Genomic DNA, 22477 nt, shown 5'->3' with positions numbered 1-22477 from the left:
GGCAACCCCCCCGCACACCGGCTATGCCTGCCGGGTCGCCGTAGCGGCGGACGCGCCGCGGACCTCCAGGGCCGTCTGCCAGCCCGGGGCCTCGGTCGGGGCTTCCGGCGGGGTGCGGCGGCCGCCCCTGGCGAAGAAGGCCGCCAGGGGGAGCGTGGCCGCGCCGACGGTGACCGCGTCCGGGCCGAGCGAGCCCATCTCGATGGTGACCCGGGCGGCCGGGTGGCGCAGCGAGTAGCGGGTCGCGTGCTCCCGTACCGCCGGAAGGATGTGCGGGCCCAGCATCAGGCCCGCCCAGCCGCCGATCAGGATCCGCTCCGGCTGGAACAGGTTGATCACGTCCGACAGGCCCGCGCCCAGGTACTCGGCCGTCTCGTCGAGGACCTCCAGGGCGACTTTGTCGCCGCCGCCCGCCGCCGCCAGCAGTGCGGCCAGGGCGTCCTCCTCGTCCCCCGCGACCGCCTCGGCGTCGCCCCCGCGCTCCGCCCACCGGGCCAGCAGCGATTCGGCGCCCGTGTAGGCCTCCAGGCAGCCCAGTGCCCCGCAGCGGCAGCGCCGGCCCCGGACCTGGACCGTGAGGTGTCCCCACTCCAGCGGGGCGCCCTCGGTGGCGCCGCCGTCCGGGGAGCCGTCGGTGATCAGGCTCGCGCCGACGCCGGAGCCGAAGAGCACGACGACGGCGTCGCGCGCGCCCCGCCCGGCGCCGAACCACATCTCGGCCTGGCCGAGCGTGCGCGCGCCGTTGTCGATGATGTACGGGATCTCGGGCGGTACGGCCCCCGTCGCGCGCAGCAGTTCCTCGAGCGGGACCGCGTCCCAGCCGATGGTCTGCCCGTGGACCACGGTTCCGCCCGGCGCGTCGCGGTCCACGATGCCGGGTACGCCGATCCCGACCCCGAGGAGCCGGTCCGTGCCGACCCCCGCCTCCGCGAGCACGGTGGCGATCCCGGTCCGTACGTGGTCGACGATCGGGCCGACGTCGTAGCAGCCGCGCGGCTGCAACGGGAGCTCCGTACGCGCCAGTTCGGTGAGGGTGAGGTCGAACAGCTCCACCCTGACCCGGGTTTCGCCGACGTCGATTCCGATCATGTGCGCGCTGCCCGGCGCGATCCGCAGCAGCGTGCGGGGCCTGCCGCCGTCGGAGTCGACGATCCCGGCTTCCTCCAGGAGTCCGTCCGCGACGAGTTCACCGACCACGTTGCTGACGGATCCGGAGCTCAGGCCGGTGGCGGGGCCGAGCTCCTGCCGGCTCATGGGCCCTCCGAAGTACAACCTCTGCAGCACGGCGCTGCGGTTGCCCCTTCGCAGGTCCCGCACCGTACGTCCACTGCGCCCCGCGGTCATGTGGCTCCTTCCGCCTTCATATCGATCGCAACATACCCCTGCGCGACCTCTTGACGCGACCCTTTCACGAGGCTTAACTCACGTCCTAAATTAAGGCCTGGATCAAACGGGGCCGCCCGTACCGGGTTGGGGCCCGGTACTCGCACCGCTTCGCAGGCCTTTCTTACCGACCTTGCCGAAAGGGACCGAGCCGCCATGCGCAGAACCCGAGCCGTCGCCGTCACCGCCGTCACCGTCTCCATGCTCGCAGCCGCCACCGCCTGCGGGGGCGGATCCGCGGAGAACGAGGGCGGATCGAACACCGCCCCCAAGGAGCTCACCTACTGGGCCTCCAACCAGGGCCCCGACATCGCGGCGGACCAGGCGACCCTCGGCCCGGAGCTGAAGAAGTTCGAGGAGCAGACCGGCATCAAGGTCAAGCTCGAAGTGGTCCCGTGGTCGGACCTGCTCAACCGCATCCTCGCCGCCACCGCGTCCGGGCAGGGCCCGGACGTCCTCAACATCGGCAACACCTGGTCCTCGTCCCTCCAGGCCACCGGGGCCCTGCTGCCCTGGGACGCCAAGAACTTCGACGCCATCGGCGGCAAGGACCGCTTCGTCGACTCCGCCATCGGCTCGGCGGGCGCCGCGGGCAAGGACCCGGCCGCCGTCCCGCTGTACTCGATGTCGTACGCGCTCTACTACAACAAGAAGATGTTCCAGGAGGCGGGCATCGAGAAGCCCCCGGCCACCTGGGACGAGATGGTCACCATCGGCCAGAAGCTGTCCAAGGACGGCAAGTGGGCGCTCGGCGCGGAGGGCTCGAACCTCTCCAACAACATCCACCAGGCCTTCGTCTTCTCTCAGCAGCACGGCGCGAGCTTCTTCGACGCCTCGGGCAAGCCCACCTTCGACACCCCCGCCAACGTCGAGGCCGTCAAGCAGTACGTCGACCTGATGGCCAAGGACAAGATCATCGCTCCGGGCAACGCGGAGTACGACAAGAACCAGTCCCTCCAGGACTTCGCCAACGGCAAGACGGCCATGGTCCTGTGGCAGAGCGCGGCCAGCAGCTTCAAGACCCAGGGGATGAAGGAGGGCGACTGGGGCGTCGCCCCCGTCCCGGTCCCGGCCGGCGGCACCCCCGGCACCGGCAAGAACGTCAACTCCATGGTCGCCGGCATCAACATGGCCGTCTTCAAGAACACCGACAACCTCGACGGCTCCCTGAAGTTCGTGAAGTTCATGACCAGCGACGAGGAGCAGAAGCTCCTCAACAAGACCTACGGGTCCATCCCGCCGGTCAAGGCCGCCCAGGCCGACCCGGCCTTCGCCAACGCCGACCTCACCGTGCTGCGCAACACGCTCTCGACGAGCGCCGCCCCGCTGCCGCAGGTCCCCGAGGAGTCGCAGTTCGAGACCGCCGTCGGCACGGCCGTCAAGGAGCTCTTCGCCGAGGCCGCGGCCGGCCGCCCGGTGACCGCGGAGTCGGTCAAGGCGCGGCTCACCAAGGCCCAGCAGCAGATGCAGAAGTGAGACCCGTTCCATGCCTGCGACACCCGTAGCGGAAAGACCGGTCGCCACGGAGGGGAAGGTCCGGCGCACGACCGCACGCGTGCGCCGGCCCGGCCGCGCCAAGCGCGCCGCCCTGCCGTACCTCCTGCTCCTGCCCGCCCTGATCCTCGAACTGCTCATCCACCTGATCCCCATGGTCATGGGCATCACGATGAGCTTCCGGCAGCTGACCCAGTTCTTCATCCGGAACTGGTCCAGCGCCCCCTGGTCGGGCTTCGACAACTACGAACTCGCCGTCGACATCAACAAGCCCGTCGGCGAGGCCCTCCTCAACTCCTTCTACACGACGGTGCTGTTCACCCTCCTGTCCGTCGGACTGTGCTGGTTCCTCGGCACCGCCGCGGCCGTGTTCATGCAGGAGACCTTCCGGGGCCGCGGCATCCTGCGCGCGCTGTTCCTGATCCCCTACGCGCTCCCGGTCTACGCGGCCGTGATCACCTGGGCGTTCATGTTCCAGCGGGACAACGGCCTGGTGAACCACGTCATCCACGACCAGCTGGGCCTCGGCGGCGCCGACCACACCTTCTGGCTGCTGGGTGACAACAGCTTCTGGGCACTGCTGATCATCTCCGTCTGGAAGGGCTGGCCGTTCGCGTTCCTCATCGTGATGGCCGCCCTCCAGAACATCCCGAAGGACCTCTACGAGGCGGCCGCCCTGGACGGGGCCGGGATCTGGCAGCAGATCCGCCGGATCACCCTGCCCTCGGTCAGCGCCGTCAACCAGGTCCTGGTCCTGGTGCTGTTCCTGTGGACCTTCAACGACTTCGGCACGCCCTTCGTGCTGTTCGGCAAGGCCGCACCCGAGGCGGCCGACCTCGTCTCCATCCACATCTACCAATCCAGCTTCGTGACATGGAACTTCGGCACCGGATCGGCCATGTCCGTCCTCCTGCTGCTGTTCCTGCTGCTCGTCACCGCCGTCTACCTGTTCGTCACGACACGGGGACGGAGGGAGTCCGATGTCTGACCACGGCCGCCGCGCGCGGACCCGTACGAGGTCGCCCCTGGATCCGCCGGTCTCTTTCAAGGTGATCCGGGCGCTCTTCCTCGCCGTCCTCTCCGTCTTCGTCCTGGTGCCCGTCTACGTGATGGTCACCAGCTCCCTCAAACCCCTCAAGGACGTGGCCGGCCAGTTCCGCTGGATCCCCAGCGGGCTCACCGTCCGCCCCTACATCGACATCTGGCACACCATCCCGCTCGCCAAGTACTTCGTGAACTCGCTCATCGTGGCCGGCGCGGCCACCGCCTGCTCCGTCGTGATCGCCGTCTTCGCGGCGTACGCGGTCAGCCGCTACCGCTTCCGCGGCAAGCGCCTGTTCACCGTCACGGTGCTCTCCACCCAGATGTTCCCCGGGATCCTCTTCCTCCTCCCGCTGTTCCTGATCTTCGTGAACATCGGGAACACCACCGGGATCGCCCTGTACGGATCCCGGGGCGGGCTGATCCTCACCTATCTCACCTTCTCCCTCCCCTTCTCCATCTGGATGCTCATCGGGTACTTCGACTCGGTGCCCCGCGACCTCGACGAGGCCGCCACGGTGGACGGTTGCGGCCCCCTCGGCGCACTCTTCCGCGTCGTCATCCCGGCCGCCGTGCCCGGCATCATCGCCGTCGCCGTCTACGCGTTCATGACCGCCTGGGGCGAGGTCCTCTTCGCCTCCGTCATGACGAACGAAGCCACCCGGACCCTGGCCATCGGGCTGCAGGGCTACTCCACGCAGAACGACGTCTACTGGAACCAGATCATGGCCGCCTCGCTCGTCGTCAGCATCCCCGTCGTCGCCGGATTCCTGCTGCTCCAGAGGTACTTGGTGGCCGGACTCACGGCAGGAGCCGTCAAATGACCCTTTCGGAAACCCGTTTCGACGCGGGCCGGACCACCGCCGCCCGCACCTCCTACGACCCCGCCCCCATCGACCTCGCCGCCCTGCCGCGCGACTTCGCCTGGGGCACCGCGACCTCCGCCTACCAGATCGAGGGCGCCGTCGCCGAAGACGGCCGCGCCCCCTCCATCTGGGACAGCTTCACCCGCACCCCCGGCGCCATCGACGGCGGCCACAACGGCGACACCGCCTGCGACCACTACCACCGGTGGCAGGGCGACATCGACCTGATGCGGCAGCTCGGCACCAACGCCTACCGGCTCTCCGTCGCCTGGCCGCGCGTGCTGCCCGGCGGCGACGGCCCCGCCAACGACAAGGGCCTCGACTTCTACGACCGGCTGATCGACGGACTCCTCGACGCCGGCATCGAACCCTCCGTCACCCTCTACCACTGGGACCTGCCCCAGGCCCTCCAGGACCGGGGCGGTTGGCCGGAGCGGGACACCGCCGAGCACTTCGCCGCGTACACCAGCCTCGTCGCGGGCCGCCTCGGCGACCGCGTCACCCAGTGGGCCACGCTCAACGAACCGCTGTGCTCCGCCTGGATCGGCCACCTCGAAGGCAGGATGGCCCCCGGCGTCAGCGACCTCACCGCCGCCGTCCGGGCCTCGTACCACCTGCTCCTCGGCCACGGACTCGCGGCCCAGGCCGTGCGTGCCGCAGCACCCGGCGCGCAGATCGGCATCGTCAACAACCTCTCCACCGTCGCGCCCGCCAGTGACAGCGACGCCGACCGCGCCGCCGCCCGGCGGATGGACGGCCACGTCAACCGCTGGTGGCTCGACCCGGTCCACGGCCGCGGCTTCCCCGCCGACATGCTCGAGGTCTACGGCGTGGAGCTGCCCGAACGCCCCGGCGACCTCGAGACCATCGCCGCCCCGCTCGACTGGATCGGCCTGAACTACTACTTCCCGCAAGTGGTCACCGCCGACCCGCACGGCCCCGCCCCCTACGCCCGGATGATCGACCGGCCCGACGTCCAGCGCACCGGAATGGACTGGGAGGTCGACGCCGACGGCCTGGAGACCCTGATCATGCGCCTCACCGAGGAGTACGGGGCCCGGCGCATCCACATCACCGAGAACGGCTCCTCCTACCCCGACACCATCGCCCCCGACGGCAGCGTCCACGACCCCGAGCGCAGCGCGTACCTCACCGCCCACCTGGCCGCCTGCGCCCGCGCGGCCCGCCGCGGCGCACCGCTGGCCGGCTACTACGCCTGGTCCCTCCTCGACAACTTCGAATGGGCCTACGGCTACGACAAGCGCTTCGGCCTGGTCCACGTGGACTACGACACGCAAGAGCGCACGGTCAAGACCAGCGGCCGCCACTACGCGGACGTGATCGCCGCCCACCGGGCCCTGTAGCCCACCCCGCTCCGCCCGCTCCGCCCGCTCCGCCGCGCCGCGCCCGCCCGTCCTCCCCGGGCGGGCGCGGCATTTCGTGGTGGGATGGAGAAGGGGCCAGGCACCACCGGTTCAGGGAGAGGCGAGGCGCATGTCCGAAGAGGCAGAGGGCACCATGCGGGCGATGGCGTACGAGACGTACGGCGGGAACGAGGTGCTCTCCGAGATCCGGCTCCCGGTCCCCAAGGTGGGTCCCGGCGAGGTCCTCGTCCGCGTCCGCTGCGCCTCCGTCAACCCCGTCGACTGGAAGATCATGGCGGGCGGCCTCGACGGCCTCATGGACGTCGTCCACCCGGTCGTCCCCGGCTGGGACGTGGCTGGGACCGTGGAGTTCGTCGGCATCGACACCCCCGAGTTCACGGCCGGCGACGAGGTCATCGCCTACGCCCGCAAGGACTACGTGCACGGCGGGACCTTCGCCGAGTTCGTGACCGTGCCCGTACGGGCCCTCGCGCACAAGCCCGCCTCCCTGGACTGGCGGCAGGCCGCGGGACTGCCCCTGGCGGGCCTGACCGCCTACCAGCTGCTCACCCGCCTCGACACCGGCAAGGGGGACACCGTCCTCGTCCACGGTGCGGCCGGCGGCGTCGGCACCCTCGGCGTGCAGATCGCCCGCGCGCTCGGCGCCCGGGTCATCGGCACCGCCTCCGCGCGCAACCACGACCGGCTGCGCGCGCTCGGCTGCGAGCCCGTCGAGTACGGGGACGGCCTCGCGGGCCGGGTCCGCGAGCTGGCGCCCGACGGGGTCACCGTCGTCGCCGACTTCGTGGGCGGCGTCCTCGACAGCACCCTCGCGGTGCTGGCCGAAGGGGGACGGCACGCCTCCATCGCCGACCACACCGTCCTCGGCGCCGACGGCCAGTGGATGTGGGTACGGCCCAGCGGCGCCGAGCTCGCCGAGCTGGGCCGCCTCGCCGACTCCGGGCAGCTCACCGTCACCGTCGCCGAGACCTTCCCGCTCGCGGAACTGGCGGCGGCCTTCGAGCTGAGCCGGGCCGGACACACCGCAGGCAAGATCGTCCTGGAGGTCTGAGCGGGGCGGGCGGGCGGCCGCGAACGCGCGACCGCGCGCCGCCCGGTCGGACCGGGCGGCGCGCGGGGTGGGCGGGTGGAACGGGGAGTTGCCGCAACCGGTTCCCCGCCGGGTCACGGGGAGCCGTACGTACCGGCCCGACGCGCAGATGTCGAAGTCGTCGATCCCGCCGTCACCCTTGGCCGGCGTGGGCGCCCGGGTCGGCGACCGGGGGGACGGCCACGGCCGGCGCTACGGCAGGCGGCCGTCGGGGCCGAGCACCGTGCCGGCCTCCGGGTGGTACTGGTCGAAACCGCGGTTGTTGCACTGCAGGCCGCCCTTGATGCACTGGTCGACCATGGCCTTGAGCGTGCGCTCGTCCCACGCGTTGAAGAAGTCGTAGTGGAAGGAGTGGCCGGACCCGCTGGCCAGCCTGACCTGCGACATGTCCCCGCTGACCGGGAAGGCCATCTTGAACTCGACCATCGGGACCGCGACCGGGTGGGAGGCGGGGCAGACGTTGTCGTTGTTGCCCGGCTTCGTGACCGGGTAGGCCATGTGCGCCTTGTGGTCGGGCGTGTCGAGGTTCTTGCCGTCCCAGCAACTGGGCGACTGCATACGGATGTTGAGCTGGGTGCCGGCCGGGCAGTTCGCCGGGAACTCGGTGTTCTTGAAGCTGTCGCCGCACTCCCAGCCCTCGACCCAGCCCTTGTGCCCGCGGAACTCCGCCGCGGTCTGGGTCGGGCTGCCGACGAGGAAGCGCAGACCCTTGGGGAAGGGGCGCACGCTCGTGTAGTCGGTGACCCCGGTCTTGTAGTAGATGACCTGGGGGCCGGTGGGCAGGACCTTCTGGCTGCCGTTGAAGAGCGTCGGCATCCAGTAGCCGGAGAGGTCGCCGACCGCGGTGCAGGCCGTGCCGCCGGCGCTCAGCGAGGCGGTGGTGCTGTTGCCGTCCGTGCCGGTGTTGCCCATGAAGGTGTGGTCGTGCGAGGCGCCGGGCCGGCCCGCGTACACGATCGGGTCGTCGGGTGCGGTCTTGGTGACCGCGCAGTTGGCCTGGAACTCGTGGAAGTAGCGGTCCGGCGGGTTGTTCCAGGACGGGGTCACGCCGGTGACCTGCGGCACGGCCGGGATGTAGCCGTCGCCGTCGGGGTCGTCGCCCCCGGCGAGCGCCGCCACGGCGGAGTGGTCCATGTTCATGTGGATGCTGCCGGAGTCGGGCGTCGCCTGCGCGGTGAGCGCGGTGGCGCCGAGTCCGGCGGCCGCGGTCACGGCTACGGCCGCCGAGACCAGGAGGGCCGACAAGGCCCGCGGTCGGAGTTTCATGGTGTTGCGGCTCCTTTGTGTGGGTGGTGCCCGTGGGGGCCCGAGAGGCGCTGGAGAGCGCTCTCTCAGATGGCCCGGAAAACGCGGGGCGGCCGGTGGCCGCCCCGCGAACCGGGGGTCAGGGGGTGATCAGGGGAAGGAGACGACCGTGGAGGGGACCGTCGACGTACCCGACGTCGGGGCGCCCGTGTTGTTGATGACGTGCTCGTACTGGCCGTTGCCGCCGAGCGAGACGACGAGGATGTCGTGGAACTTCACTCCGGGCTTGACCGGCACCTGGAACCCGTGGTCCTGGCGGATCGTCGGGTCGACGTTGTAGTAGCAGTAGCTGCCCAGGCCCCAGCCCTCATGGGTGTTCACCGAGTCGGCGACCTTGTAGGCCGCGAAGCCCTTGATCGAACCGTTCTGGACGGCGGCCTGGTTGGGGGCGTCGTACGCCTTCTCGTTCTGGAAGAAGATCGTCCGGCCGCGCTCGCCCTTCCACTCCACGTCGTACTTGTTGAAGTGCTCGACGAACAGGCCGGTGGCCAGTACGTCGTCACCGTTGACGCGGAAGCCGTAGTCGGAGCGGTTGGTCTCCCAGCCCACCCCGTCGCCGTGGTCGGCGCGCCAGATCCAGGTGTGGTCGACGATCGTGTCGTGGTTGTTGATCACCATGCCGACCGTGGCCTTGCCGGCGCCGGCACCGCCGACGCGGATGAAGACGTCCTGGACGGTGGTCGGGTTCGCCGCGTGGTCCGTGGTGGTGCCGGCCGGGCCGACCTCCAGCAGGGACGGGGAGTTGAGCTGGCCCGCGTCGATCAGGAAGCCGGCGAGCTTGACGCCGTCGACGTCGGCGACCTTCATCGCCGTCACCCCGTTGTCCGGGATGACGGTGGCGAGGCCGAGGCCCAGGACGACGGTGTCGGCGCGGTTGACCTGGATGGTCTGGTCGACGTGGTAGACGCCCGGGGTGAAGAGCAGGTGCAGGCCCTGGGCCAGCGCCTGGTTCATCGTCGCGGCGCTCGTGCCGGGCTTGACGACGTAGAACTGGCTGAGCGGGACCGAGGTGCCCTGCGGGGCGCCGTTGCCCCAGGAAGTGCCGCGCGCGTTCACGCGCTTGGCCGGGACGAACACCTTGTACTCGGAGCGGTCCAGGTAGAGGAAGGGCTTCTCCCGGGAGACCGGGGTGGTGTCCAGGGTGGTGTAGCGGGGCTCCGGGAAGCTCTGCGCCGGGGCGCCCACGGTGCCGGAGAAGACCTGGTTCCAGACGCCGTTGGACCAGCCGCCGATGGAGCTGTCACGGGTGTACCACTGCTGCTGCGAGTAGTTGCCGACCTGGCCGTCGATCTTGGAGTCGGCGATGTAGCCGCCCGAGGACCAGCCGTAGCCGGACGGGGCCAGGTTGAGTCCGCCCTTGACGTGCATCCGGCGGAACGGCGCGGCCTGCGAGACGGCCCAGCGGTCGGTGCCGTTGACCGGGTTGAGGGCGAGGTTCTCGGCCGAACGCCAGAAGTTCTGGGTGGCGTTGCCGCCGAACCAGCCCGCGTCGACGGTCACGTCACCGTTGATCGTGGTGTCGTCCGGGCTCAGGCCGAGTCCGGAGATCGAGGTGTAGAAGCCGATCTGGGCGTTGAGGCCGTTGTAGGTGCCCGGCTTGAAGAGGAACTGGTAGCGCCCGGACCCGAACTGGGCCGACTCCTGCTGGGCGAAGACCTCGTCCAGCTTGGCCTGGATGTTCGGCGTGGACGGATCGAAGACGATCACGTTGGGGCCGAGGTCGCCGCCGCCGGGCAGGGTCGGACCGCTGCCGGTGGTGCCGTAGACCTGGAACTCCCAGAGCGAGTAGCCGTATCCGGTGGTGCGCTGGGTGCCGTACACGCGGACGTAGCGGGCGGTGCCGGTGATGTCGTGGGTCTGGACGCCGCCGGTCGCGTTGGCCGTCGAGTAGGCCGTGGACCAGTTGGTGCCGTCGGTGGACAGCTCGACGCGGTACGCCTTCGCGGCGGCCGTTTCCCAGCGCAGGACGACCTGGCTCAGCTGGGCGGGGGCGCCGAGGTCGACCTGTATCCATTGCGGGTCGGAGAACTGGCTCGACCAGCGCGTGCCGTTGTTGCCGTCCACGGCGGCGGACGCGGGGGTGCCGGCGCCCTCGACCGAGGAGGCGGTGGCGGGCTTGCCCTGCGAGAGGAGCGTGGGCGCCGCGGTCGCGGCGGTGCTCGGGAGGAACACGAGGAGGGCCGCGACCAGCGCGGCCGCGAGGGTCGCGACGGTCAACCGCGAGGGGCGCGGGGGGTGATCGGAGAGGAGGGGCATGCGGGACGACTCCTGACGTCGTGGATCCGGGGGGATCGAAGCGTGAGTGAACTGCCCGGGGCCGAGGCCGTCAAGGGTTTGAGCGTTCATGAACTGAAGATCCAATGACGTGTCACACACGCATCAGGCCTGTGAACTTGGAGTTTCTTCAATCCTTGTGAAAAGTGTTGACGAAAAAACTTCGCAGGACTGTACTGATGCTCTGACCGCTCCGTCTCGCCGTGCCCGCTACGGCGGGGCGGAGCTCGGCCCGGGACTCCCCGGTACGTTCGGAGCGTGGGGCCCGACGGGTGCTCAGGAGCTGCCGTGTGTTCGTTTCTTGTCGACACGGGCGAGGTGGTACACGCCTTGGGATCGCCGGGTCAGGGCTGTCCGGGTCAGGGCGGGTCGGGTCAGGGCAGGTCGGGGACGGCGCCGCAGTCCGCCCGGGCCGCCTCCGTACCCGGGAGGGTCGCCGACCAGGAGGCGGTGAGGGCCGTCAGGGAGCCCTCGTCCGGCGGATCGGCGCCGAGGCCGATCGCGAAGCGGGCCGAGGTCGTGGTCCGCTCGAACGGGCGGGGCCAGGCGTGCACGTCCTCGAAGCCCGCCTGCGACAGCGTGCCGAGCAGGGCACGCAGCCGCCCGCGCGTCCGGCCGAGGTTCTCCTCGAAGTCGCCGGGGGCGGCGCCCGTCACCGTGACCACCGCCCAGGCGGCGTGCCGGCGGTGCAGGGGCGGGCGACCGGCGAGCGTGTCCCCGTCGGCGCCGTCCTCCAGCGCCTCCCACGCGGCGTACAGCTCACGGCCGAGCAAGTCCCTCATACCGGGCCCCACTTGGGTGGTGCAGCTGCGGACCGGCGCGGAGGGTGTGAGGACGGTGACCGCCCCGCCGTCGGCCGCACCACCGCCGGCTGCCCCGCTGCCGGTCGCCCCGCCGCCGTCCGCCCCGCCCTCGGTCGCTTCGCCGTACGGGGCGTCCGGGCGGTCCGCCGACCCGGTGGCGCCGCCCGCGGCCGGAGCCGGGGGCAGGGCCACGGGGGTACGCCAGTCCCAGGCGGCCCAGGTCGCGAAGAACTCCCGGAGCAGGGGGCCGGGGGAGAGGTCGGCGGCCGCACGGACCGTGTGGGCCGCCAGAACCGCCCAGGCCAGGCCCGGGAGGCCGCCGAAGGGCGCCGAGTCCAGTCCCCGGGAGCGGGCCCAGGCCTTCACCTCGCGCGCCAACCGGGCGAACGCCGCGTGCTCCGCGCCCACGCGGGCCCGTACCGCGTCCGCGTCGCCCACCGCGCTCAGGGCCACCGCCGCCGCCTCGCCGAGCTCCGCGCGGCGGGCCACCGCCTGCCGGGGCGGGACCGGCCCGGTGGCGACCACGACCAGGTCCACGTCCAGCCCCGCCACGCGCAGCCGCAGCCCCGGCACCCGCGCGCCGGTCACCTCCCGGACCCGCTCCGCCTCCGGGACCGCCGAGCACACCCGTGCCCGTACCTCCGTGATGCCGCAGGTCCCCGGCAGCGCCGCCACCAGGTCCAGGTCCGCGTCCGGCAGCGCGCAGCCCATCCGCCGCGAGCCGGCCACGTACACGAACCCCTCCGGCAGCGCGGCCGCGATCCGCTCCGCGACGGACTCCGCCACGGCGGCGAGCAGGTCAGTCCCGGCTCCGTGCACGGCGGTGGCCGGGGCGGCGGGCCGCGCGGGCTGCGGCCCGTCCTGGCCGGGCGGGCCGTCTTGCCCGGGCGGGCCGTCTTGCCCGGGCGGGCCGTCTTGGCCGGTCGGGCCAGTCGGGCGGATCGCGCCGGTCGGGCCGTCCTGGCCGTCCTGGCCGGTCGCGCCGGCCGGGCGGGCCGGGCGGGCCGGCTCCGGTGCCCACCGGACTTCGCCCGTGCCGAGCTCCACCGTGGCCCTGACCTCCATGGGCCCGTCGCCGCGCCGCGACAACACCGTCAGCGAGCCGACCCGCGCCGAGCGCCCGCCGCCGAGGCGGGCGGCGAACTCCCGCTCCGCCCGCAGCGGGTCCCCGCAGCGGCCCAGCGTCAGATGCGGGGTGAAGCCCTCGCCCCGGCCCCGGCACCCGGGGAACCGCAGCGCCAGCGCGCGCCGCAGCTCCTGCCACGGGGCGTCGCCGGCCGCCGCGGGGTCCAGCCACAGGGTCGAGTCGAAGCTGTGCACGCCCTCCAGCCGCGCCGTGAACGGCGCCGTCCCCGCCGCCACTTCGGCCAGCAGCGGTACCGCCCGGGCGAAGGAGGACTCGGGCACGAAGCCGAACAGCAGGTTCACGTGCGCCGGCCAGCGCCCCGCCTGCGGGTCGTGCTCCCGCCGCAGCGCCTCCACCGCCGCGTCGTGCGGCGGCGTCCACGCCACCGCCGTCCGCGCCGTGGACCGTACGTCCAGGGTCGCCGCGCGGCCGCCCGCGTCCATCGCCCCGAACTCCAGCGCGGCCTCGACCCCGTAGTGGTCGGAGACGAACAGGCCGTCCGGGGAAGGGGAGTCGCCGCGCAGGGCGGCGCCCGCCACCCGGGCCGTCGCCGACCGCAGCAGGATCCGGTCCAGCCGCGCGGCCCGCCCCGACAGCGAACCCACCGCCGCGAGCGGGTTGGCGACCGGATCGAAGGTCGGCGTCGCGTCGGCCGGCCCGTGTACCTCGTTCCACGCGTCCCGCAGCCCCAGCGCGGCCGCCGGCCCGTCGGCCCCCGAGCGGCCGTCGTTGAAATCGCCGAGCAGCGCCACGTCGGCCGCGTCGATTCCGGCCAAACCCTCTGACATCCGGGTCAGTTCGGCCTCGCGCCGGTCGGCCCCGCGCTCGGTGTGATCACTCGTCAGGTGCGTGGCCGCGACGATCAGCGGCCCGTCCGCGGTGTCCACCGTGATCGCGACGACCGCCTTGTGCGGGCCCAGCACGTGCACGCCCGCTTCCCTGACCGGGAGCCGGCTCAGCACCAGCAGCCCGCTCATCTCCACCTCGCGCCCGCCGGGATCGGCGGCGACGGTGTAGCCGGCCCGCACCCACGGCTCGGCGAGCAGCATCCCGAGCAGCTCGCGCTCCACCTCCTGGAGCGCGATCACATCGGCGTCGGCGGCCGCCAGGTCGGCGAGCAGCAGCGGCCGGCGCCGCGCGGTGGCGATGCGCGGGGCGTCGTACCGGTCCCACAGCGTGTTCCACGTCAGCAGCCGGACCCGCGCCGGGCCCGCGCCGGGGGAGGAGCCGCCCTCGGGCGCCGGGAGCCACGCGCCGCCGTCCGCCGCCGCGTCCCACGCGTACGGCGTGCGCGCGGTGAAGAACGGCGCGCGCAGCAGCCTCGGGTCGCGGGCCCGCCCGGCCGGGGTGCTGTCGATGACGTCGACCCCCGTGGCCCGGTCCCAGACGAGCACGCCGTCGGCTTCCACGAACAGCACCCGGTGCCAGGGGATGTCGCCGCCGGGCACGAAGGAGGGCAGCGGGACCCGCTTCGGCGCGGCTCCGCGCTGGAGCAGGCCGAGGGTGAAGCGCGCCGGATCGAACCGCGGGTCCCAGCGGACCTGGTGGTAGAGCTCCTCGCTGGTGCGCATCAGCGTCCCCCGCCCGTCGTGCCGGCGCTCGCCGACGTTCCCGCCGTGTCCTCGACCGTTCCGTCCGTCCCGATGTACCAAGTGCGGTGCGCCTCACCGGGATACGGCGGAGCGAACCGGCGCAGCTGCGAGGCCAGCACCTCGGCCGGTACGGGATGCGCGCGCGTCGCGTTGCGGCGCAGCAGCTCCGCCTCCCCGGCCAGCACCACGGCGTGGGTGACCAGCGCGTCGCGCCGCCGCGCGACCGCCCCCGCCAGCCCGCGCTGCTGCCCGGTCAGCGAGGTGGCGTCCCAGACCACCGTGCCGCCGCGCGGCGCGGCCGCGGCCAGCGCCGAGTCCAGCCGGTCCAGGCCCTCGCGGAGCACGTCCGCGTTGTCCCGCTGGTCCGAGCGGGCCCCGCGCGCCGCGCGCAGGTCGTCCAGGGCGATGTACGCCTCCACCCCCGGCAGGCTCCGGGCGTACGTGCTCTTCCCGCTGCCGGAGGGTCCGCAGAGCTGGACCAGCCGGGGGTAGGACGAGCCGTCCCGCCACCGCCACGTGGCGGCCACCGCCTGCTCGGGGGTCGTCAGCCTGCCCTGCCCGTGGGCCTCGCGGGCCTGTGCCCAGCAGCGGTCGGCCACGTCGCCGTCGCCGATCCCGGCGCCGGCCAGGGCCTCGCGCAGCCCGGCCCGCAGCGGTTCCAGCGGCGCCGGCCCGAGCAGTCCCGCCTCCTCGGCGTGCAGCGCGGACCACTCGACGCACTCGCGCGCCTCCCCGGCCGCCGCGCCGGCCCCGGCCCCCGCCGCCTCGCCCCTAGTCTCGTGGGCGCGGAGATGGATATATGAGACAGCCGTCGTGCCCGGGGGCCCCGGGCCCGCCTGCGCTCCCGGGGCCCCCGGGCACGACGGCGTGCCGGCCCTGCCCGCGCGGGCTGGGTCGGACCAGGCACAGGCTCCGCCCGTGGGGCCGGGGCCCGAGGGGGCGGCCGCGTCGCACGCGATACCCGTACGGGTCCTCGTACGCGGGCCCGACCAGCCGGCGCCGTCCCCGCTGGAGCTGTCCGTGATGCGGGTCTAGGAGGACCGGCCGCAGCCGCCCGGTCCGCCCCGCCCCCTTCCCGTACAGCTCTGGAGCTCCCGCATGTCCCCTTCCCCTTCTTCCTCCTCCTCCTCTTCCTCCTCCCGCCGCAAGCCCCTGCTGATCTCCGCCGGTGTCGCCGTCGCCGCCGTCACCCTCGGCCTCGCCTCCTGGCAGGCCACCGCGCCCGAGAACACCCGCGCCCGGTCCTCTTCCGCCTCCGCGCCCGAGGCCGGCTCCTCCGCCGATCCCGCCGCGCAGCTCAAGGCGCTGGCCCGCCGCGAGTCCGGCGACAAGCTCGCCGTCGGCCGCGCCGACGCCCCCGTGGTGCTGATCGAGTACTCCGACTTCAAGTGCGGCTACTGCGGCAAGTTCGCCCGCGACACCGAGCCCGAGCTGGTGAAGAAGTACGTCGAGGACGGCACCCTGCGCATCGAGTGGCGCAACTTCCCGATCTTCGGCGCCGACTCCGAGGCCGCCGCCAAGGCCGCCTGGGCGGCGGGGCAGCAGGACCGCTTCCAGCAGTTCCACGCGGCCGCGTACGCCGAGGGGGCGAAGGAGAAGGGCTTCGGCGGGGAGCGGCTCGCCGAGCTGGCCCGCGAGGCCGGCGTACCGGACCTCGAGCGGTTCAAGAAGGACATGGCGGGGGAGCAGGCCGCCGCCGCGCTCGCCAAGGACCAGGAGGAGGGTTACCGCATCGGGGTCACCTCCACCCCGTCCTTCCTGGTCAACGGGCAGCCCATCGCGGGAGCCCAGCCGGCGGACGCCTTCGCCGCGGCCATCGCCCGGGCCAAGGCGCAGGCGCAGGCGGCCGCGAAGTGAACGGCATCGGATACCTGGCCGCCCTGCTGGGCGGCCTCCTCGCGCTGCTCAGCCCGTGCAGCGCCCTGCTCCTGCCCGCGTTCTTCGCCTACTCGATCGACTCCGCGTCGAGGCTGCTGGCGCGCACCGGGATCTTCTACGCGGGCCTCGCGAGCACCCTCGTACCGCTGGGGGCGGCCGGTTCGTACGCCGGGCGGTTCTTCCACGGCAACCGCGACGGGCTCGTGCTCTTCGGCGGCTGGCTGATCATCGCGCTCGGGCTCGCGCAGATCCTCGGCCTCGGCTTCGCCCCGAAGCGGATCTCGGAGCTCTCGGGGAGGATCCGGCCGACCACCGCCCTGTCGGTGTACGCGCTGGGCGCGGTCTACGGGCTGGCCGGCTTCTGCGCGGGCCCCATCCTCGGCAGCGTCCTCACGGTGGCGGCGGTCAGCGGCAGCCCGGTCTACGGGGGCCTGCTGCTCGCGGTGTACGCGCTGGGCATGGCCGTGCCCCTGTTCGCGCTGGCGCTGCTCTGGGAGCGCTTCGACCTGGGCCGGCGGCGCTGGCTGCGCGGCCGGGCCTTCTCGGCCGGCCGCTTCGAGCTGCACACGACCTCGCTCGCCTCGGGGCTGTTCTTCATCGTGCTCGGCGCGATGTTCCTGGTCTTCGACGGGGCGAGCGCGCTGCCGGGGCTGCTGGACGTGGACGACTCGTTCGCGGTGGAGCAGTGGGTGCGGTCCGTCGCGGACGGGGTCCCGGACTGGATGCTGCTCGGGCCGGTCGCGCTGGTGGCGGCCGGTGCGGGACTGGCGCAGTGGCGCCGGCGGGCGCGGACGGTCGGCGCCGAAGGGGAGTGAACGACGAAGAAGGCCCCGTCCGATGGACGGGGCCTTCTTCGTATCCAGTGGCTGGGGCCGGGGTCGAACCGGCGACCTATCGCTTTTCAGGCGATCGCTCGTACCAACTGAGCTACCCAGCCACGAAACCGTTTCCGGCTTCAGCGAACCTGACGGGACTTGAACCCGCGACCTCCACCTTGACAGGGTGGCGAGCTAACCAACTGCTCCACAGGTCCTTGCAATGTGCGAGCACAAGTCTCGCACACGGTAATGCGTACCCCCAACGGGATTCGAACCCGTGCTACCGCCTTGAAAGGGCGGCGTCCTGGGCCACTAGACGATGAGGGCTAAAGGCCCGCCGGGCGCTTTCCAGCGCGTCGGGGACGTGAGAAGCATATGGGATCCCGGCGGGGATCGCCAAAACGGTTTCCGGGGCCGCCCGCGGGTCGCGCCAGCGTCACCCCCAGCCGAGTTCGTGGAGCCGCTCGTCGTCGATGCCGAAGTGGTGGGCGATCTCGTGGACCACGGTCACGGCCACCTCGTGGACGACTTCTTCGGGGGTCTCGCACATGCGCAGGGTCGGGCCCATGTAGATCGAGATCCGGTCGGGCAGGACCCCGGCGTACCACTCGCCGCGCTCGGTGAGCGGGGTCCCCTCGTAGAGGCCGAGCAGGTCGGGGTCGTCCGCGGCGGGTTCGTCCTCCACGAACACGGCCACGTTGTCCATGACCCGGGTCAGCTCCTCGGGGATCGAGTCCAGGGCTTCGGCCACCAGCTCTTCGAACGCGTCTCGCGTCATCTCCAGCACGTGGTCATTCTCCCGTGTCGGCGGCCGATCGAGGCGGGTCGCGACACGACGGGCGAGAATGGCCCGGTGGCGACATGCGAAGCGGCCCGGGGATGACCCGGCCGCCGGAGGGCTCCGAGGCCATCGACCCGGACGTCGACCTCCACGTCCCGGCGCAGCGCGCCGAACCGCGGGGCCGGGTGCTGGCGGCCGTGGCGGCCGGCGGAGCCGTGGGCGCCTCGGCGCGGTACGGGGTCGCGCTGCTGTGGCCGGCCGGGCCCGGGGGCTTCCCGTGGGGGACCTTCTGGGTGAACGTGGCGGGCTGCGCGCTCATCGGCGTGCTCATGGTGCTGATCAGCGAGGGCGGCCGGTCGGCGCACCCCCTCGTACGGCCCTTCGCGGGGGTCGGGGTGCTCGGCGGGTTCACCACCTTCTCCACCTACGCGGTGGACTTCGCGCGGCTGCTCGACGCCGGTGAGGCCGGGACCGCGCTGGCGTACGCCGGGCTCACGGTGGCCGGCGCGCTGGGCGCGGTGTGGGCGGCCGCCCGGCTGACGCGCCGCGCGGTGGGCGACGGCGGGGCGCGGGCGCGGGGGCGCCGGTGAACTGGCTGATGGTGGTCCTCGGCGCGGCCGTGGGCGCGCCGCTGCGCTATCTGGCCGACCGCGCGGTGCAGGCGCGGCACGACTCGGTCTTCCCCTGGGGGACCTTCACGGTGAACGCGGCCGCCTGCCTGGTGCTGGGCGCGCTGACCGGGGCGGTGCTGGACGGCGCGGCCTCCTCGCGGCTGAGCCTGCTGCTGGGGGCGGGGCTGTGCGGGGCGCTGAGCACGTACTCGACGTTCTCGTACGAGACGCTGCGGCTGGCGGAACGGGGCTGGGGGTTCCTCGCGGCGGTGAACGCGGCGGGCTCGGTGCTGGTCGGGCTGGGCGGGGTCACGCTCGGCTTCCAGGTGGCGCGGCAGCTGTTCGCCTGAGGCGGGCCGCCCGGCGGTCGGCCCGGTGTCCGGCCCGGTGTCCGGCCCGGTGTCCGGCCCGGTGTCCGGCCCGGTGGTGCAGGGCCCTTCTCCCCGCTGGAGCGTGTCTCTTACGGGGCAAAGGGAGTTGGGCACATTGACCCGCTCACCGCGGACCTTTGCCTGCGTTCCGGAGGTGCCCCGTGCGCCAGTTGTCCGCTTCCCTCCGCCCCCCGCGCTCCCTTCGCCCCCTGCGACTGGCGGTCGCCGCGCTCGCGGTGGCGGCGACGGCGGGCTGCATGAGCGTCGGCGACGACGCCGCACAGCCCGGGCCGTCCTCCTCGGCGGGGGCCCAGGGCGGGAAGTCCGGCGGCTCCTCGTCCGGCAAGGGCGCCGGGACCGTGCGCGGCGGGCACGGCGGCAAGGACGGTACGGGGAACCAGGACGGCAGGCCGGGAGAGCCCGGCAAGGCCTCCGGCGCGACCGGGGCCTCGCCCAGCCCGGGCGCACCGGCGGGTCCGCCCGGGGCCCCCTCGCCGTCGGCCGGGCCGGGCGGCGGCGCGGGCGGGCAGGGTCCCCAGCAGCCGCCGACCGGCGGGTCCGGTTCGGGCGGAGCGGGTGGCTCCGGGGGCGGGCAGCCGGGCTCCCCGACCCCGGAGCCGCCGACTCCGACCCCGCCGGTCTCACCGCCGCCCGTGACGGATCCCACACCGCCGACGCAGCCGACGCAGCCTCCGCAGCAGGAGCCGAGCGGAGCGCCCGGCGGGGGGTCGTAGGGCTGCGTCGGCCCGTGGCGCTCCTCCGGGGCGGATTGCGTTTGTGCAGGTCAGAGGCCCTTCTGGGGAGGAGACTTGCCAGACCCGGGGGAGGGTGCGTATGGTTATAGATCGTTTGATCCCATTGCCCGGCGCCGACTCCGAAGAGCGCCGCGTGGCGCGTACTCTCCCCAACCGTGGCTGACCGCATTGAGGCGGTCGATTTGCGATTCACGGAGTTTGGGCGCGTGCCGAGACTCCGGAAGGTTTCGCATTTCGCATGTCCATTTCCAGTTCTGACCGTTCCGTCATGCCCGAGAACGACTCCAACGAGATCGTCGACGCCGAGACCCTCGCGGTCACCGAGGCCATCGAGGCCGTAGTCGCCGACGAGATCATCGAGGCCCTTGAGGCCGACGTGGCGACCGGCGAGTCCGGCGAGTCCTTCGAGGACTCCACCACCGACCTCGACGACGACGCCGACGCTGAGGCGGACGACGCCGACGCCGAGCCCACCCTGACCTTCGGCGACCTCGGTCTGCCGGACGGGATCGTGCGCAAGCTCGCCCAGAACGGCGTCACCGCGCCCTTCCCGATCCAGGCCGCGACCATCCCGGACGCCCTGGCCGGCAAGGACATCCTCGGCCGAGGCCGCACCGGCTCCGGCAAGACCCTCTCCTTCGGTCTGCCGACCCTGGCCCTGCTGGCCGGCGGCCACACCGAGAAGAAGAAGCCCCGCGCGATCATCCTGACGCCGACGCGTGAGCTCGCGATGCAGGTCGCGGACGCCCTCCAGCCCTACGGCGACGTGCTCGGCCTGAAGATGAAGGTCGTCTGCGGCGGTACCTCCATGAGCAACCAGATCTTCGCCCTGGAGCGCGGTGTCGACGTCCTCGTCGCCACCCCGGGCCGTCTGCGCGACATCATCAACCGCGGCGCCTGCTCCCTGGCGAACGTCCAGGTCGCGGTCCTCGACGAGGCCGACCAGATGGCCGACCTGGGCTTCCTGCCCGAGGTCACCGAGCTGCTCGACCAGATCCCCGGCGGCGGCCAGCGCATGCTCTTCTCCGCCACCATGGAGAACGAGATCGGCACCCTGGTCAAGCGCTACCTGACCAACCCCGTCACGCACGAGGTCGACAGCGCGCAGGGCAACGTCACGACCATGACGCACCACGTCCTCGTCGTGAAGCCGAAGGACAAGGCGCCGGTCACGGCCGCCATCGCCGCCCGCAAGGGCCGCACCATCATCTTCGTCCGCACCCAGCTGGGCGCCGACCGCATCGCCGAGCAGCTCATCGAGGCCGGCGTGAAGGCCGACGCGCTGCACGGCGGCATGACGCAGGGTGCCCGTACCCGCGTCCTCGCGGACTTCAAGGACGGCTACGTCAACGCGCTCGTCGCGACCGACGTCGCCGCCCGAGGCATCCACGTCGACGGCATCGACCTGGTCCTGAACGTGGACCCGGCCGGTGACCACAAGGACTACCTGCACCGCTCGGGCCGTACCGCCCGCGCCGGCAAGTCCGGTGTCGTCGTGTCGCTGGCGCTCCCGCACCAGCGCCGCCAGATCTTCCGCCTGATGGAGGACGCGGGCGTCGACGCCTCGCGCCACATCGTCCAGGGCGTCGGCGCCTTCGACCCCGAGGTCGCCGAGATCACCGGTGCCCGTTCGCTGACGCAGGTCCAGGCCGACTCCGCGAACAACGCCGCGAAGCAGGCCGAGCGCGAGGTCGCCGACCTCACCAAGCAGCTGGAGCGCCTGTCGCGCCGTGCCGTCGAGCTGCGCGAGGAGTCCGACCGCCTGGTCGCCCGCTCCGCGCGCGAGCGCGGCGAGGACCCGGAGGCCGCTGTCGCCGAGGTGGCCGAGGCCGCCGAGGCCGAGGTCGCGGCTGCCGCCGCGGCCGCGCCGGTCGCCGAGGAGCGCCCCGCGTTCCAGAGCCGTGACGACCGCGGCAACTACGAGCGCCGCGACAACCGTCGCGACGACCGTGGTGACCGTGGCGGCGACCGTGGCGGCTTCCGCTCCGGTGGCGACCGTCCGTCCGGTGGTGGCTTCCGCTCCGGCGGTGACCGTCCCTCCGGTGGTTTCAACCGTGACGACCGTGGTGGCGACCGTGGCGGCTTCCGCTCCGGTGGCGACCGTCCGTCCGGTGGTGGCTTCCGCTCCGGCGGTGACCGTCCGTCCGGTGGTGGCTTCCGCTCCGGCGGTGACCGTCCGTCCGGTGGTGGCTTCCGCTCCGGCGGTGACCGTCCGTCCGGTGGTGGCTTCCGCTCCGGCGGTGACCGTCCCTCCGGTGGTGGCTTCCGCTCCGGCGGTGACCGTCCGACCGGTGGTGGCTTCCGCCGCGACGACCGCCCCTCGGGTGGTTTCAACCGTGACGACCGCGGTGGCGACCGTCCGACCGGTGGTGGCTTCCGCCGCGACGACCGCCCCTCGGGTGGTTTCAACCGTGACGACCGCGGTGGCGACCGTCCCTCCGGTGGTGGCTTCCGCTCCGGTGGCGACCGTCCGACCGGTGGCAGCTTCCGCCGCGACGACCGCCCCACCGGCGGCGGCTTCCGCCGCGACGACCGCCCCTCGGGCGGCGACCGTCCGTACGGCCGCCGCGACGACAACCGCCCCTCCGGCTCCGGCTCGACCGGTGGCTCCTCCTTCGGCCGCCGCGACGACAAGCCCCGCTGGAAGCGCAACGACTGATCAGCGAGCCGCAGCCGCTGAACTGAGCGGCTGAGTGCCTGACAGGGCCCTTACGACACCCGTCGTAAGGGCCCTGTCCGCGTTCTTGCTACGCTCCCGGGACTTTGCAGTGGGGGGCACGGCAAAGCCGGTGGAACACCGCTGCTGTGGGGCCCCCGCGTTCTGGGGGCGGAATCATGAAACGAACACGCGCACGCGCGCGCACGCTGGCGGCGCTCGCGCTGACCGGCGCGCTGGCCGCACTG

16 protein-coding genes, 3 tRNA genes and 1 pseudogene are annotated in these 22477 nt (G+C 72.9%); 11 read left to right on the top strand and 9 right to left on the bottom strand.

Going from position 1 to position 22477, the window contains the following annotated elements; translation table 11 throughout:
• Positions 1 to 21 precede the first annotated feature (21 nt).
• Positions 22 to 1344: an ROK family transcriptional regulator gene (locus DRB96_RS28320; protein WP_112451020.1), complete on the bottom strand. Its 1323-nt coding sequence runs from the start codon at positions 1342 to 1344 to the stop codon at positions 22 to 24.
• Positions 1345 to 1539: 195 nt separating this feature from the next.
• Here DRB96_RS28320 and DRB96_RS28315 point away from each other — a divergent pair, with 195 nt between their 5' ends.
• From DRB96_RS28315 to DRB96_RS28295, 5 genes are all read left to right on the top strand, one after another.
• Positions 1540 to 2859, top strand: a complete 1320-nt coding sequence (locus DRB96_RS28315; RefSeq protein ID WP_112451019.1) for a sugar ABC transporter substrate-binding protein — start codon at positions 1540 to 1542, stop codon at positions 2857 to 2859.
• A gap of 10 nt (positions 2860 to 2869) precedes the next feature.
• On the top strand, positions 2870 to 3865 hold the full coding sequence (locus DRB96_RS28310) for a sugar ABC transporter permease (protein WP_112451018.1): 996 nt from the start codon (positions 2870 to 2872) through the stop codon (positions 3863 to 3865).
• Positions 3858 to 4742 (top strand): carbohydrate ABC transporter permease, encoded by an 885-nt coding sequence (locus tag DRB96_RS28305; RefSeq protein WP_112451017.1) that lies wholly within the window; start codon positions 3858 to 3860, stop codon positions 4740 to 4742. Before DRB96_RS28310 ends, DRB96_RS28305 begins: the two co-directional genes overlap by 8 nt.
• Entirely contained in the window at positions 4739 to 6148 is a 1410-nt protein-coding gene (locus DRB96_RS28300) for a GH1 family beta-glucosidase (RefSeq protein ID WP_112451016.1), read from the top strand. Before DRB96_RS28305 ends, DRB96_RS28300 begins: the two co-directional genes overlap by 4 nt.
• 154 nt (positions 6149 to 6302) lie before the next feature.
• The gene (locus DRB96_RS28295) at positions 6303 to 7220 is read left to right on the top strand and encodes an NADP-dependent oxidoreductase (RefSeq protein WP_112453769.1); all 918 of its coding nucleotides are present in this window, start codon (positions 6303 to 6305) and stop codon (positions 7218 to 7220) included.
• A gap of 231 nt (positions 7221 to 7451) precedes the next feature.
• On the opposite strand, the gene DRB96_RS28290 is transcribed toward DRB96_RS28295, so the two are convergent.
• The 4 genes and pseudogenes from DRB96_RS28290 to DRB96_RS28275 form a co-directional block, all read right to left on the bottom strand.
• The gene (locus DRB96_RS28290; protein ID WP_112451015.1) at positions 7452 to 8525 is read right to left on the bottom strand and encodes a DUF1996 domain-containing protein; all 1074 of its coding nucleotides are present in this window, start codon (positions 8523 to 8525) and stop codon (positions 7452 to 7454) included.
• 129 nt (positions 8526 to 8654) lie between these two features.
• Positions 8655 to 10820 (bottom strand): discoidin domain-containing protein, encoded by a 2166-nt coding sequence (locus tag DRB96_RS28285; RefSeq protein WP_112451014.1) that lies wholly within the window; start codon positions 10818 to 10820, stop codon positions 8655 to 8657.
• A 392-nt stretch (positions 10821 to 11212) separates the two neighbouring features.
• Complete coding sequence (locus DRB96_RS28280; protein ID WP_112451013.1) at positions 11213 to 14338, bottom strand: poly(A) polymerase; 3126 nt, start codon at positions 14336 to 14338, stop codon at positions 11213 to 11215.
• Positions 14338 to 15120: pseudogene (locus DRB96_RS28275) on the bottom strand (ATP-binding protein); the annotation flags it as partial. The pseudogene DRB96_RS28275 and the gene DRB96_RS28280, both read right to left, overlap by 1 nt.
• 337 nt (positions 15121 to 15457) lie before the next feature.
• Between DRB96_RS28275 and DRB96_RS28270 the strand changes: the two are divergent.
• Both DRB96_RS28270 and DRB96_RS28265 read left to right on the top strand, forming a co-directional pair.
• Positions 15458 to 16216 (top strand): DsbA family protein, encoded by a 759-nt coding sequence (locus DRB96_RS28270; RefSeq protein WP_112451011.1) that lies wholly within the window; start codon positions 15458 to 15460, stop codon positions 16214 to 16216.
• Positions 16213 to 17052: a cytochrome c biogenesis CcdA family protein gene (locus DRB96_RS28265; RefSeq protein WP_112451010.1), complete on the top strand. Its 840-nt coding sequence runs from the start codon at positions 16213 to 16215 to the stop codon at positions 17050 to 17052. The genes DRB96_RS28270 and DRB96_RS28265 overlap by 4 nt, the downstream gene beginning before the upstream one ends.
• Positions 17053 to 17100: 48 nt before the next feature.
• Here DRB96_RS28265 and DRB96_RS28260 read toward each other — a convergent pair.
• The 4 genes from DRB96_RS28260 to DRB96_RS28245 all read right to left on the bottom strand — a co-directional run bounded on the left by DRB96_RS28260 (position 17101) and on the right by DRB96_RS28245 (position 17842).
• A tRNA-Phe gene (locus DRB96_RS28260) sits at positions 17101 to 17174 on the bottom strand.
• 22 nt (positions 17175 to 17196) lie between these two features.
• Positions 17197 to 17270 (bottom strand) — tRNA-Asp (locus DRB96_RS28255).
• Between the two features lie 39 nt (positions 17271 to 17309).
• Positions 17310 to 17382: transfer RNA gene (locus DRB96_RS28250), tRNA-Glu, on the bottom strand.
• Positions 17383 to 17491: 109 nt separating this feature from the next.
• Complete coding sequence (locus DRB96_RS28245) at positions 17492 to 17842, bottom strand: metallopeptidase family protein (RefSeq protein ID WP_112451009.1); 351 nt, start codon at positions 17840 to 17842, stop codon at positions 17492 to 17494.
• Between the two features lie 92 nt (positions 17843 to 17934).
• On the opposite strand from DRB96_RS28245, the gene DRB96_RS28240 reads away from it, so the two are divergent.
• The 4 genes from DRB96_RS28240 (at position 17935) to DRB96_RS28230 (ending at position 22232) form a co-directional block, all read left to right on the top strand.
• Positions 17935 to 18426 (top strand): CrcB family protein, encoded by a 492-nt coding sequence (locus tag DRB96_RS28240; protein WP_112451008.1) that lies wholly within the window; start codon positions 17935 to 17937, stop codon positions 18424 to 18426.
• A complete protein-coding gene (locus DRB96_RS28235; RefSeq protein ID WP_112451007.1) occupies positions 18423 to 18797 on the top strand; it encodes a CrcB family protein in 375 nt (124 codons plus the stop codon). The genes DRB96_RS28240 and DRB96_RS28235 overlap by 4 nt, the downstream gene beginning before the upstream one ends.
• A gap of 191 nt (positions 18798 to 18988) precedes the next feature.
• Complete coding sequence (locus DRB96_RS43250) at positions 18989 to 19552, top strand: hypothetical protein (RefSeq protein ID WP_162688763.1); 564 nt, start codon at positions 18989 to 18991, stop codon at positions 19550 to 19552.
• Between the two features lie 259 nt (positions 19553 to 19811).
• Positions 19812 to 22232: a DEAD/DEAH box helicase gene (locus DRB96_RS28230; RefSeq protein ID WP_112451006.1), complete on the top strand. Its 2421-nt coding sequence runs from the start codon at positions 19812 to 19814 to the stop codon at positions 22230 to 22232.
• The last annotated feature ends 245 nt before the right edge of the window (positions 22233 to 22477 follow it).

Origin of the sequence: Streptomyces sp. ICC1 (assembly GCF_003287935.1) — a bacterium.
Classification (GTDB): Bacteria; Actinomycetota; Actinomycetes; order Streptomycetales; family Streptomycetaceae; genus Streptomyces; species Streptomyces tritrimontium.
Note: the sequence above shows the minus strand (reverse complement) of the source record. Positions and strands in the feature narration are given on the sequence as shown.